We start from the raw sequence: 12575 nt of genomic DNA on the forward strand, positions 1-12575 counted from the left end.
GCTCCTCCCAAGCTTGGATGTCGGAGGGGGCCCTGCCCCCGCTCCTGCGGAGCCCCCCGAGGTATTTCGGGCAAGATGAATGCAATTTCACCTTGCTCCAAATACCTCCGCCGGAGGCATTGAAGTCACATGCGGAACAGGCCGAAGCGCGTCGGTTCGACCGGGGCGCACAGGCTCGCCTGCAGGCTGAGCGAGAGCACCTGACGGGTCTTGCGCGGATCGACGATGCCGTCGTCCCACAGCCGCGCCGAGGCATAAAGCGGGTGGCTCTGGCGCTCGAACATCTCGATCGTCGGGCGCTTGAACTCGGCCTCTTCCTCGGCCGACCAGGTGCCGCCCTTGCGCTCGATCCCCTCGCGGCGCACGGTGGCAAGCACCCCTGCCGCCTGCTCGCCGCCCATCACCGAAATCCGCGAATTGGGCCAGCTCCACAGGAAGCGCGGCGAATAGGCGCGCCCCGCCATGCCGTAGTTGCCGGCGCCGAAACTGCCGCCGACCAGCATGGTGATCTTCGGCACCGAGGTGGTCGCGACGGCGGTCACCATCTTCGCGCCATGGCGCGCGATGCCCTCGTTCTCGTATTTGCGGCCGACCATGAAGCCGGTGATGTTCTGCAGGAAGATCAGCGGAATCCCCCGCTGCGAGCAGAGCTCGATGAAATGCGCGGCCTTCTGCGCGGCCTCGGAGAAGAGCACGCCGTTGTTCGCGACGATGCCCACCGGGCAGCCCTCGAGATGGGCAAAGCCGGTGACGATCGTCTCGCCGAAGCGCGCCTTGAACTCGTCGAAGCGGCTCCCGTCGACCACCCGCGCGATCACCTCGCGGATGTCGTAGGGGGTGCGCAGATCGGCCGGCACGGCGCCGAGGATCTCCTCGGGGTCATAGGCCGGGGGCTCGGGCGATTGCCACTGCACCGTCGCGGGCTTCGCACGGTTCAGGTTGCCCACCGCCCGGCGGGCGAGCGCCAGGGCATGGGCGTCGTCCTCGGCGAGGTAATCGGCGACGCCCGAAAGCCGCGTGTGCACGTCGCCGCCGCCGAGGTCCTCGGCCGTGACCACCTCGCCCGTCGCCGCCTTCACCAGCGGCGGGCCGGCGAGGAAGATCGTCCCCTGCTCCTTCACGATGATCGTCACGTCGGACATCGCCGGCACATAGGCGCCGCCCGCGGTGCAGCTGCCCATCACCACCGCGATCTGCGGGATGCCCTTCGCCGACATCCGCGCCTGGTTGTAGAAGATCCGGCCGAAATGGTCGCGGTCGGGGAAGACCTCGTCCTGGTTGGGCAGGTTCGCGCCACCGCTGTCGACAAGATAGACGCAGGGCAGATTGCAGTCCTCGGCGATCTCCTGCGCGCGCAGGTGCTTCTTCACCGTCATCGGGTAATAGGTGCCGCCCTTCACCGTGGCGTCGTTTGCCACGACCATCACCTCAAGCCCCATCACCCGGCCGATGCCGGCGATGACGCCCGCGCCCGGCGCGGCGCCGTCATACATGCCATGCGCGGCGGTCGCGCCGATCTCGAGGAAGGGCGAGCCGGGGTCCAAAAGCCCCGCCACCCGCTCGCGCGGCGCCATCTTGCCGCGCGCGACATGGCGCGCCGTCGCCTCGGGCCCGCCCCCCGCAGCCGCGGCCATGGCCGCCGCGCGCACGGTTTCGAGCATCTCGAGATGGGCCGCGCGGTTGGCGCGGAAGCCCTCGGAGGAGGGCAGGACGGAGGAGGTCAGCTTCATTCCTGTGCCTTCTTGTCTCGCAGCTGCGCCGCACGCGCCGCGGTCATTTCCATCATGCAATTCGCCCCGACGATCCGGCTGGCCGAGGCGTCGCCCCAGCGCGCGACCTCGAGCCCGCATTCGGCATCGCGAAAGGCGATCCAGGCGCGCTGTGCGGCGAGCAGCTTGTCGTTCAGCCCTGGCGCCGTCAGCTCGGCGCGGCGGGCCTTGTATTCGGTGTTGAGCAGGTCGTCCCAGACCAGGGTCTCGGCGCCGATGCAGGCGACGATGGCGACCGTCGTGTCGCCCGCGGCGGCAGTGCAACCCTGCGCCGCCTGGCCAAGGCAGCTCGGCCCGCCGGCGTAGGGATTGTAGTCGGCGAAGCAGGCACGCACCGTTTCCTCGAGCCCCTCGGTCGCCGACGGCGGCAGATCCTGCGCGGCGGCAAGGGCGGGGGTCAGGGCAAGAACGGCGGCAAGCATCGAACGCATCAGGCTTTCTCCATGATTTCACGTCCGATCAGCATACGGCGGATTTCCGAGGTGCCGGCCCCGATTTCCATCAGCTTCGCATCGCGGAAGAGCCGCGAGACCACCGAGTCATTCAGGAAGCCGGCCCCGCCGAGTGCCTGCACCGCCTGATGCGCCTGCACCATCGCCTGCTCGGACGCATAAAGCACCGTCGCCGCTGCGTCCTGCCGGGTGACCGCGCCGCGATCGCAGGCCTTCGCCACCTCGTAGACATAGGCGCGCGCGGTGTTCATCGCGACATACATGTCGGCGATCTTCGCCTGCATCAGCTGGAAATTCCCGATCGGCTGGCCGAACTGCTGGCGTTCCTTGGCATAGGGCACGACCTCATCCAGACATGCCGCCATGATGCCCGTGCCGATGCCCGACAGCACGACGCGCTCGTAATCGAGCCCCGACATCAGCACGCGCACGCCCTTGCCCTCGGCGCCCAGAACGTTCTCGAACGGCACCTCGCAATCCTCGAAGAACAGCTGCGCCGTGTTCGAGCCGCGCATCCCGAGCTTGTCGAAATGCTTCGAGGTCGAGAACCCCTTGAACCCCTTCTCGACGATGAAGGCGGTGATGCCCTTCGAGCCTGCCTCCGGGTCGGTCTTGGCATAGACGACCAGCGTGTCGGCGTCGGGACCGTTGGTGATCCAGTACTTGTGGCCGTTGAGCACATAGTAGCCGTTGCGCTTCTCGGCCCGCAGCTTCATGCCGACGACATCCGAGCCCGCGCCGGATTCCGACATCGCCAGCGCGCCGACCTTGGCGCCCGACACCAGATCGGGCAGGTATTTCGCCTTCTGCTCGGCCGAGCCGTTCAGCTTCAGCTGGTTCACGCAGAGGTTCGAATGCGCGCCGTAGCTGAGCGAGATCGAGGCCGAGACCCGCGCGATCTCCTCGGTGGCGATGACATGGGCAAGATAGCCCATCCCCGAGCCGCCGTATTCCTCGGGCACGGTGATGCCCAGCAGGCCAAGCGCGCCCATCTCGGCCCAAAGCTCGGCCGGAAAGACATTGTCGCGATCGACGGCAGCGGCGATCGGCGTCAGCCGCTCCTGCGCCCAGCCGTGCACCATCTCGCGCAGCGCGTTGACGTCTTCGCCCAGATCGAACTGCATGGAACCTGCGAACATCGGCCTCCCCTCCGATTATTGAACACTCGTTCATTTATGGGGAGGCGGCGATTCGCGTCAAGCCCCCGCGACGCTGCGTCCCATCGCGCGGGCCTTGCCGAAGGCGCGCGGCAGGCGTTGAAAGGGGAAGGACGGAGGGTCTGGCGATGATGACGGCACTGGCGGCGGCACTGGCCCTCGGGCTGGCTCCCGATCCCGCGGATGGCAGCTTCCACACCGCGCCCAGGCTGGCGCAGTCATGGTCGTGCAGCCCGCGCAAGACCTGCTCGAAGACGGTCGAAAGCTGCGAGGAGGCCTATTGGCTGCTCGAGAACTGCTCCTGGGGCGGCAAGCTCGACCGCGACGGGGACGGCGTGCCCTGCGAGAACCTCTGCCCCGACGGCTGAACCGGTTGCGCCCCCGCCCCCGCGCCCCCATCTTCGGGAAAACCAAGGAGGTTTCCATGCGTGCCCTGACCGCCGCCCTGATCGCCGCGACCCTGATGGGCCGCGCCGCGTCCCCCGCCCTTGCCGAGGAGGTCGGCCGCGTCGGCGTCGACTGGACCGGCAACGACATCGTCATCGAGGCGATCGAGGACCCGAAGGTGCAGGGCGTGACCTGCCACATCGCCTATTTCGACCGCTCGCTCTTCGACCGGCTGAAACAGGGCAACTGGTTCGAGGACCCGTCGAATGCCTCGATCGCCTGCCGCCAGACCGGACCGATCACGCTTGGCGACATCGCGCGCGGGCCGAAGGGGGAAAAGGTGTTCTCCGAAAGCCGGTCGCTGATCTTCAAGAGCCTGCGGGTGACGCGGGTCTATGACGAGGACCACCAGACGCTGATCTATCTGACCCATGCGAACCAGGTGGTCGAAGGCTCGGCGAAGATGTCGATCTCGACGGTGCCGCTTTACGGCGCGAAATGACGGTCAAGGCAGGGGGCAGCGCCCCCTGACCGGCCCGTCACTGGCGCAAAAGCCGGGCCTCGGCCGCGTCGGCCTGCGCCCAGGTCGCGACGCCGCGGGTGATCGCCTGCGCCATCTGTGCCTGCCACGCAGGATCGAGCAGGCGCTGGCGGTCGGCCTCGGACGACAGGAAGCCGAGCTCGATCAGCAGCGAGGGGATGTCGGGCGATTTCAGCACCGAGAAATCCGCCGTCTGCACCGGGTGCTTGTGCATGCGCAGATGCGCCGACTTGATCGCGCCGGCAATCACCTGGCTCGCGCGCAGCGCCCGCGGCTGGGTCTCGGTGCGGGCAAGATCCATCAAGACCCCCGCCACCGCATCGTCATGGCCATCAAGATCGACGCCCGCGAGCAGGTCGGCGCGGTCGTGCCGCTCGGCGAGTTTCTGCGACGCCTCGTCCGACGCCTTGTCGTCCAGCAGATAGACGGTCGAGCCGGTGGCATCGCCCTCGGAGAGCGCATCGGCATGGAGCGACAGGAAAAGGTCGGCCCCCGCCGCGCGCGCGACGGTGATCCGGGTTTCCAGCGGCACGAAGACGTCCTCCTCGCGGGTCATGATGACCTGCATGCCGGCCCGCGTCATCGCCTCTTTCAGCGCGCGCGCGAAGGTCAGCGTCAGCACCGCTTCCTTCAGATTGTCGGCCTCGGCGCCCGGATCGATGCCGCCGTGGCCCGGATCGAGCACCACCTTCAACGGCGCGCTGCCGTCCTGGCGGCGGTGCGGCGGTTCGGTCGGGGCGGGTTGCGGCAGATCCCACAGCGCCGAGGAGGGCGCGCCGGCGCGGGCGGCGAACTCCCCGGCGGCGACGGGCGAGAGGCGCAGCACGACGCGCGGCGCCTCGCCGGTCTCCTCGACCGCGGTGTCGATCTTCGCCGGGGCCGACAGATCCGCGACCAGCCGCGACCAGCCCGGCCGGAACCGGCCCCAGCGGACGGGGCCGATCAGCCCCTTGTCCGCGAGCGCCTCGGCGCGGCCGGCGGAGAAATCGACCTCGCGGAAATCGACGACGAGGCGCGGCGGCGCGTCGAGCAGGAAGGCGCGGAACGGCACCGCCTGGGTGAGGCCGAGCGCGACCTCGGTCACCTCGCCCGAGGTGGTGACCGCGCTGCGCGCGGGCTCGAGCCGGGCCAGCGCCGAAAGCCCGGTCTCCTGCGCCGTGGCGAGCCCCGCGAGCCCGAGCCAGAGCGCCGCGAAAAGCCGAAGGATGCGTGTCATGCCTGCTCCGTTTTTCGGGCGACTATAGCGCGGGCCGGGGCGGCGCGAAACCGCTCAGCGCGCCGCCATGAAGGCGGTGAGCCGGGCGAGCCCCTCCTCGATCTCCGCGGTGCCCTGCGCATAGGAGAAGCGCAGCGTGCGGTGACCGCGCGCCGGGTCGAAGTCGAGCCCCGGGGTGACGGCGACGCCGGCCTTGTCGAGGATCTCGGCGGCGAAGGCGCGGCTGTCCCCGGTCAGGTCGGACACGTCGGCATAGATGTAGAAGGCGCCATCGGGCGGGGCGATCTTGGTGAAGCCCGCCTTCGGCAGCCCCTCGAGCATCAGCCGCCGGTTCGCGGCATAGACCGCGCGGTTCGCCTCGAGCTCGTCGATCGCACCAAGGGCGGCGAGCGCCGCCACCTGGCTCGCATGCGGCGGGCAGATGAACATGTTCTGCGCCAGCCGCTCGACGGTGCGGACGTGATCCTCGGGCACCACCATCCAGCCCACGCGCCAGCCCGTCATCGAGAAGTATTTCGAGAAGGAGTTGATCACATAGGCCTCGTCCGAGACCTCGAGCGCGCTGATCGCGCGGCCCTCGTAATCGAGGCCGTGATAGATCTCGTCGGAGACGAAGGCGATGTCGCGCGCCGAGGCCGCCTGCATCAGCGCGGAAAGTTCCGGCTTGCCGAGCATCGTGCCCGAGGGGTTGCCGGGCGACGCGACGATCAGCCCCTGCACGTTCTCGGGGATGTCGGCAGGCACCGGCTGATAGCGGTTTTCGGCGCTGGTGGGCATGCCCACCGGGGTCACCGACATCGCGCGCAGGATCTGGCGATAGCTCGGATAGCCCGGCTCGCCGAGCGCGACGCGGTCGCCCGCATCGAAGAGCGCCGAGAAGGCCAGCAGGAAGGCGCCCGAGGAGCCCGCGGTGACAATCACCCGGCCGGGGTCGAGATCGACGCCATACCAGCGGGCATAAAGCGCCGCGATGCCCGCGCGCAGATCGGGCAGGCCGAGCGCCACGGTATAGCCGAGCGGGTTTTCATCGAGCGCGGCGGCAAGCGCCTTGCGCGCCGCAGCGGGTGCGGGCGTCGAGGGCTGGCCGACCTCCATGTGGATGATGCGCCGGCCGGCGGCCTCGGCGGCGCGGGCGGCCTCCATCACGTCCATCACAATGAAGGGATCGACCTGACCACGGGTTGAGAAGCGCATGTCCCTGCTCCATCCTGAAAATCCTTGAGGGGCGATAGGACGGCCCGGGCCCGGGGTCAATGGCCGGTGCCTTGGGGTCTGCCCTTGCCCCCCGCGCCGGCGCGCCCGCCCCCTTGCGCCTGCCCGCCCGATTGGCCAGTGTGGCCGCGACCTGCCCCGCCTTCCCCGGGGCGACACAAAGGATGATCCGATGACCCGCACGCTGCTTTCCGCCCTTGCCCTTTCCACGGCGCTTGCCGCACCGGCGGGCGCGCTCGATCTGTCGAAGATGACGACCGAGGAGAAGGCCGCCTTCGGCGAGGCGGTGAAGGACTATCTGATGCAGAACCCCGAGGTTCTGGTCGAGGCGATCAACGTGCTCGAGGAGCGTCAGCAGGCCGCCGCGGTCGAGAATGACAAGACCCTCGTCGACACCAATGCCAAGGACATCTTCGAGGATGGCTTCAGCTGGATCGGCGGCAATCCCGAGGGCGATGTGACCATCGTCGAGTTCATGGATTACAAGTGCACCTACTGCAAGAAGGCCTTCCCCGAGGTCGAGGACCTGCTCAAGAAGGACGGCAACATCCGCCTGATCGTGAAGGAATTCCCGATCCTGAGCCAGCAGTCGGAACTGGGCGCGCGCTTTGCCGTGGCGACGAAGCAGGTGGCGGGCGATGCGGCCTACAAGACCGTGCATGACGCGCTGATCGGGATGCGCGGCGACATCAGCCTCGAGGGGCTGAAGCGTCTGGCCGAGGACAACAAGTTCGACGCCGATGCGATCATCAAGACGATGAACACCGAGGAGGTGACGGCGGTGCTGCGTGCGAACCACCAGCTCGCCGAGCGGATGAACATCTCGGGCACGCCGACCTTCATCATCGGCAACGAGATGCTGCGCGGCTATGCCCCCGAGGAGGCGATGGCGAAGATCGTCGCCGAGCAGCGCGGCTGAGACGGCGAAGGGGGGGGGGCGCTGCCCCCCCCGCCCGTGTTCCGGGCTCCCCCCGGGATATTTGGGGCAATTGGAAGCAGGCAGAAGGGGCGCAGGTTTGCGCCCCTTTGTCATGTCATGCCGGGGAGGCCGGCGGTCAGTTCACGATGTAGACGATCTGGCGGTTCTCGGGGGTCACCAGCACCGGATGATCGTTCACGTTCACATAGGCATAGGGGCTGTCGGGCACCGGGACGAGGGCGACGGTGTCGGGCAGCACCGCGCCCGGGGCGAGATCGCCCGAGAGATAGACCGGCGGCACCGGGTTCCTCTCGACGAAGGTCACGGTCTCGGTCGTGGGTTTCGCCGCCTCGCCGAAGGCGACGCCGCCGAGAAGCGCCCCGACCACGGCGCCTGCCGGCCCGCCGATCGCCGCCCCCGCGGCAGCCCCCGAGCCGACCCCGGCCAGCGCCGCGGCGCCCTGCCCGTCCTTGGTGCCGGTCTGATAGGTCACGGTCTTCACCGTGATGCCCGCCGGACGCTCGGACAGCATCACCATCTTCTCGCCGCTCTGCACGCCGAGCTGGCCCGCCGGGGCCCAGCCCGCGACGCCGTTATAGGTGACCTCGCACCAGGGCGCGTCGGCGAGACAGCCCTCGACGGTGAGCGCGGTGGCGGCCGGCGCATCGGCCACCGCCTGCGCCCCCGGCATCGGGGCGGCGTAAAGGGTGACGGGCGCGGCAACGACGGCCTGCAACGCCGCGGCCGAGCCCGCCGCGGTGACGAGGCCGAAGCCCGCAAGGGCGAGGATCGCGGTCGAACGGTTGAACATCTGTTGTCCTCCTGTCTGGCGGCGGGGCGCCGTGCCCGCCGCGATGTGGAGGAGAAACGGCAAACGGCCGCCCCCGTTCCGGAGACGGCCGTCACAATGATTTCAGGTGCTTCACAGGAACCGGCGGGGATTTGCCGTCACCTGCCCCTTCACTGGGCCGCAGCTTCGGCCGCCTGTGCCTCGGCCTCGAGCCGCGCCGCGCGCTCCTCGACGAGGCGCACGATCTCGTCGACCATCTGCTCGTTCGACAGCTTGTGGCTCTGCTTGCCGGCCATGTAGACCATGCCCGCCCCCGCGCCGCCGCCGGTGAAGCCGATATCGGTCATCAGCGCCTCGCCGGGCCCGTTCACCACGCAGCCGATGATGCTGAGGCTCATCGGCGTCTTGATGTGATCAAGCCGCTTTTCGAGGATCTCGACCGTCTTGATCACGTCGAAGCCCTGCCGCGCGCAGCTCGGGCAGGAGATGATCTGCACGCCGCGGGTGCGCAGGCCGAGCGACTTCAGGATCTCGAAGCCGACCTTCACCTCCTCGACCGGATCGGCGGACAGGCTGACGCGGATCGTGTCGCCGATGCCCATCCACAAGAGGTTGCCAAGCCCGATCGCCGATTTCACCGTGCCGGCGATCATCCCGCCCGCCTCGGTGATGCCAAGGTGAATGGGCGCGTCGGTCGCCTCGGCGAGGCCCTGATAGGCGGCGGCGGCAAGGAACACGTCCGAGGCCTTCACCGAGACCTTGTAGTCGCGGAAGTCGTTGTCCTCGAGGATGCGGATATGTTCGAGCGCGCTTTCGACCATCGCGTCGGGGCACGGCTCGCCGTATTTCTCGAGCAGATGCTTCTCGAGCGAGCCGGCATTCACCCCGATCCGGATCGAGCAGCCATGGTCCTTGGCGGCGCGGATCACTTCCTTGACCCGGCGCTCGTCACCGATGTTGCCGGGGTTGATGCGCAGGCAGGCGGCGCCGGCCTCGGCGGCCTCGATCGCGCGGCGATAGTGGAAATGGATGTCGGCGACGATCGGCACCGGGCTTTCGCGGCAGATCTCCTTCAGCGCCCGGGTCGAGGCCTCGTCCGGGGTCGAGACGCGGACGATGTCGGCGCCGACCTCGGCCGCGCGCAGCACCTGATCGAGCGTCGCCTTCACATCCGAGGTGTCGGTGTTGGTCATCGTCTGCACCGAGATCGGCGCATCGCCCCCCACCGGGACCTTGCCCACCATGATCTGCCGCGAGGTGCGGCGTTCGATGTTGCGCCAGGGACGGATGGGATTGAGCGACATGTCGGACCTCCGATTGCTGCCCCAGACATAGAGCGGCCGCTGCCCGAGGGCAACGGCCGAAGGGGGAGCCGATGTGCGCGGCGCTTACTCGCCGGCCTGATCGGCCGCGGCAGGCACCAGGGCGCTGGCATCGGCCATCGCGGTCATCTTCGCCAGATCGCCATCGGCCTTGATGTCGGCCACGGCGTATTTCTGATCAAGCGCCTCGGGCGAAAGCACGATGTTCTTCGTCACCTCGCCGCGCTTGCCGACGGGGCCATGCGCGATGCCGTTCACTGCGAAATAGATCGCACCCGACTCGCCCGTGCGCATCACCGGCGCCTCTTCCAGCTTCGGCACGGTGTAGCGCTCGCCGGCGTCCATCACCTTCTCGAACAGGACCGAGCCGTCGGCCGCCGAGATCCGCACCCAGGAGGGGCGCACCGCCAGCACCTCGACCGCCGGCACATCGGCGCCGAGCGTGCGCACCACGGCGCCATTGGGGCCGGACTGCACCGGGGCCGCGGCGGCCATCTGCACGCCCTGAGCGGGCTCGCCCGGCTGGGCCTGGGCCACGGCAGTCTGCGACGAGACGATGCCGGTGCCCGGCAGCACGCCGACCTGATTCGGGTCGATCGCGGCAATCGGGCCGTCACGCGCGATCAGCACCGGCACGTCGAGCGTCTGCGGCCGATAGATCCGGTCGAGCGCCTCGGGCGACGGGGCGGAGGGCGGCATGTCGTTGTCGGCGGTCTGCACCGGCGTCACCGATTGCAGCGGGTCGATTTCGGCGACCACGCCGGGGGTCTGGTCGACCGGAGCGAGGTGCACGCGCTGCACTTCCTGCAGCACGGTCCAGCCGCCATAGCCGATGCCGCCGGCGACCAGCGCCAGAACCAGCACCGAGCCCACGGCCCGCGGTTCGATCTTGCTCCAGAATGCCTCGGTCTTCGGCACGAAGGTGGCGTTGGGATTGGCGAGCGCCTCGGCCACATCGGCCGGGCGGCGCTGCGGTTTCGGGCCGGAGGCGGCGGCGGCCATGCCATGCGTCGGCTGGAACCCCGCCTCGGCGCAGAAGCGGCGGAAGGCCCAGTCCGGGTCAAGGCCCAGATAGCGCGCATAGGAGCGCACATAGCCCGCGATGAAGGAGGGCGTCTCGAAGGCCGCGACATCGCCGCTTTCGATCGCCGCGATATAGGCCGCCTTGATGCGCAGCTCGCGCTGCACATCAAGAAGCGACTTGGCGAGCGTCGCGCGCTCGCCCCGCATCACGTCGCCAAGCCGCAGTTCGAAGTCGTCGAAGCCTTTCGGCTTGTCCTCTTCCTGCGTCGAAGGAGCAATCCTCCGCCCGATCATGTGCCCGATCCTGCCTTCAAGTTCCTGAGTTTCTCGAATCGCGATCCCCGCCCGCGATTCATGGGCATTTCCTATCACAAGGCGGAGAGCTGTGCACCCGCAGAAAACGCCTCAGGCACTCGCCTCAGCGCGATTCAGCGCACAGCGCGACCACAGCGTGTCCATGCCGCGCACAAGGTGGTCGATCTGCTTCAGATCGTGCACCGGCGAGGGCGTGAAGCGCAGCCGCTCGGTGCCGCGCGGCACGGTCGGGAAGTTGATCGGCTGCACGTAGACGCCGAATTCCTCGAGCAGCATGTCCGAGAGCGCCTTGGTGTGCTTGGGATCGCCGATCACCACCGGCACGATGTGGCTGCCATGGTCGATGATCGGCATGCCAAGCGCCTTCAGCCGCATCTTCAGGATCTTCGCGTGCAGCTGCTGCTTGTCGCGCAGCTCCTGCCCGGCCGCGGTCTTGAGGAAGGCGATCGAGGCGGCGGCCCCCGCGGCGATCACCGGTGGCAGCGAGGTGGTGAAGATGAAGCCCGGCGCATAGGAGCGCAGTGCGTCCATCATCTTCGCCGTGCCCGCGACATAGCCACCGAAGACACCGAAAGCCTTGCCGAGCGTGCCGTTGAAGATGTCGATGCGGCCCATCTCGCCCAGTTTCTCGGCGATGCCGGCGCCGCGCGGGCCATACATGCCGACCGCGTGCACCTCGTCGAGATAGGTCAGCGCGTTGAATTCCTTGGCAAGGTCGCAGATCTCGGTGATCTTGCCGAAATCGCCGTCCATCGAATAGACCGATTCAAAGGCGATGAGCTTCGGCGCCGCCGGATCGTCGGCCGCCAGCAACTCGCGCAGATGGGCGACGTCATTGTGGCGGAAGATCCGCTTCGGGCCGGCGTTGCGCTTGATCCCCTCGATCATCGAGGCGTGGTTGAGCGCGTCCGAATAGATGATGAGGCCGGGGAACAGCACGCGCAGCGTCGAGAGCGTCGCGTCATTGGCGATATAGGCGCTCGAGAACACCAGCGCGGCTTCCTTGCCGTGCAGGTCCGCAAGCTCGGCCTCGAGGCGCTTGTGATAGACCGTGGTGCCCGAGATGTTGCGCGTGCCGCCCGAGCCCGCGCCGGTGGCATCGAGCGCCTCGTGCATCGCCGCAAGCACCACCGGATGCTGACCCATGCCGAGATAATCGTTGCCACACCAGATGGTGATCTCTTTCTTCGAGCCGTCGGGGCGCGTCCACACCGCCTTCGGGAAGGCGCCTTTTTCACGCTCGATATCGATGAAGACCCGGTAGCGGCCCTCGTCGTGCAGCTTCTGGATCGCCTGATCGAGCGCGAGATCGTAGTCCATTTCCGTTTCCCTTGCCTGGTTCGCTGGGTTTGCCTTAGCGGCCTGTATCGCGTGGGCGCATTGATAGAGGTCAAACAGCCCGGATGGGAGCGAAAAATTGTCGCGCCTCTTGTCCCGCCCGGCCAAGCCCGACCAAAGGTGGAGAGCCCCCG

12 protein-coding genes are annotated in these 12575 nt (G+C 68.3%); 3 read left to right on the top strand and 9 right to left on the bottom strand.

All coding sequences use genetic code 11. The annotated features are described in order from the left end of the window. Positions 1-125 precede the first annotated feature (125 nt). The 3 genes from DYS74_RS04575 to DYS74_RS04585 are packed head-to-tail and all read right to left on the bottom strand — an operon-like array spanning position 126 to position 3360. Complete coding sequence (locus DYS74_RS04575) at positions 126-1730, bottom strand: carboxyl transferase domain-containing protein (protein WP_121531376.1); 1605 nt, start codon at positions 1728-1730, stop codon at positions 126-128. Continuing rightward, complete coding sequence (locus tag DYS74_RS04580) at positions 1727-2200, bottom strand: lysozyme inhibitor LprI family protein (RefSeq protein ID WP_113901036.1); 474 nt, start codon at positions 2198-2200, stop codon at positions 1727-1729. Before DYS74_RS04580 ends, DYS74_RS04575 begins: the two co-directional genes overlap by 4 nt. After that, complete coding sequence (locus DYS74_RS04585; RefSeq protein ID WP_121531378.1) at positions 2200-3360, bottom strand: isovaleryl-CoA dehydrogenase; 1161 nt, start codon at positions 3358-3360, stop codon at positions 2200-2202. The genes DYS74_RS04580 and DYS74_RS04585 overlap by 1 nt, the downstream gene beginning before the upstream one ends. A 146-nt stretch (positions 3361-3506) precedes the next feature. Here DYS74_RS04585 and DYS74_RS04590 point away from each other — a divergent pair, with 146 nt between their 5' ends. Continuing rightward, positions 3507-3746, top strand: a complete 240-nt coding sequence (locus tag DYS74_RS04590) for an excalibur calcium-binding domain-containing protein (RefSeq protein WP_121531380.1) — start codon at positions 3507-3509, stop codon at positions 3744-3746. A 56-nt stretch (positions 3747-3802) separates the two neighbouring features. Then, positions 3803-4267, top strand: a complete 465-nt coding sequence (locus tag DYS74_RS04595) for a CreA family protein (RefSeq protein ID WP_121531382.1) — start codon at positions 3803-3805, stop codon at positions 4265-4267. A 37-nt stretch (positions 4268-4304) separates the two neighbouring features. Here the strand turns inward: DYS74_RS04595 and DYS74_RS04600 are convergent, their stop codons facing one another. Both DYS74_RS04600 and DYS74_RS04605 read right to left on the bottom strand, forming a co-directional pair. Beyond that, positions 4305-5522 (bottom strand): N-acetylmuramoyl-L-alanine amidase, encoded by a 1218-nt coding sequence (locus DYS74_RS04600; protein WP_121531384.1) that lies wholly within the window; start codon positions 5520-5522, stop codon positions 4305-4307. A gap of 54 nt (positions 5523-5576) precedes the next feature. Then, positions 5577-6716 (bottom strand): pyridoxal phosphate-dependent aminotransferase, encoded by a 1140-nt coding sequence (locus DYS74_RS04605; protein WP_121531386.1) that lies wholly within the window; start codon positions 6714-6716, stop codon positions 5577-5579. A 190-nt stretch (positions 6717-6906) separates the two neighbouring features. On the opposite strand from DYS74_RS04605, the gene DYS74_RS04610 reads away from it, so the two are divergent. After that, positions 6907-7653 (top strand): DsbA family protein, encoded by a 747-nt coding sequence (locus DYS74_RS04610; protein WP_121531388.1) that lies wholly within the window; start codon positions 6907-6909, stop codon positions 7651-7653. Between the two features lie 136 nt (positions 7654-7789). Here the strand turns inward: DYS74_RS04610 and DYS74_RS04615 are convergent, their stop codons facing one another. The 4 genes from DYS74_RS04615 to hemA form a co-directional block, all read right to left on the bottom strand. Further along, positions 7790-8464 carry a DUF1236 domain-containing protein gene (locus DYS74_RS04615; protein ID WP_121531390.1) on the bottom strand — a complete coding sequence of 225 codons (675 nt, stop codon included), beginning with the start codon at positions 8462-8464 and terminating at the stop codon, positions 7790-7792. 149 nt (positions 8465-8613) lie between these two features. Next, entirely contained in the window at positions 8614-9747 is a 1134-nt protein-coding gene (gene ispG / locus DYS74_RS04620) for a flavodoxin-dependent (E)-4-hydroxy-3-methylbut-2-enyl-diphosphate synthase (protein ID WP_121531392.1), read from the bottom strand. Between the two features lie 84 nt (positions 9748-9831). Further along, positions 9832-11082 carry a helix-turn-helix domain-containing protein gene (locus DYS74_RS04625; RefSeq protein WP_121531394.1) on the bottom strand — a complete coding sequence of 417 codons (1251 nt, stop codon included), beginning with the start codon at positions 11080-11082 and terminating at the stop codon, positions 9832-9834. Between the two features lie 111 nt (positions 11083-11193). After that, positions 11194-12423: a 5-aminolevulinate synthase gene (gene hemA / locus DYS74_RS04630; RefSeq protein ID WP_121531396.1), complete on the bottom strand. Its 1230-nt coding sequence runs from the start codon at positions 12421-12423 to the stop codon at positions 11194-11196. Positions 12424-12575 lie beyond the last annotated feature (152 nt).

The sequence above is a fragment of the Paenirhodobacter hankyongi genome (assembly GCF_003664585.1).
Taxonomy (GTDB): domain Bacteria; phylum Pseudomonadota; class Alphaproteobacteria; order Rhodobacterales; family Rhodobacteraceae; genus Rhodobacter; species Rhodobacter hankyongi.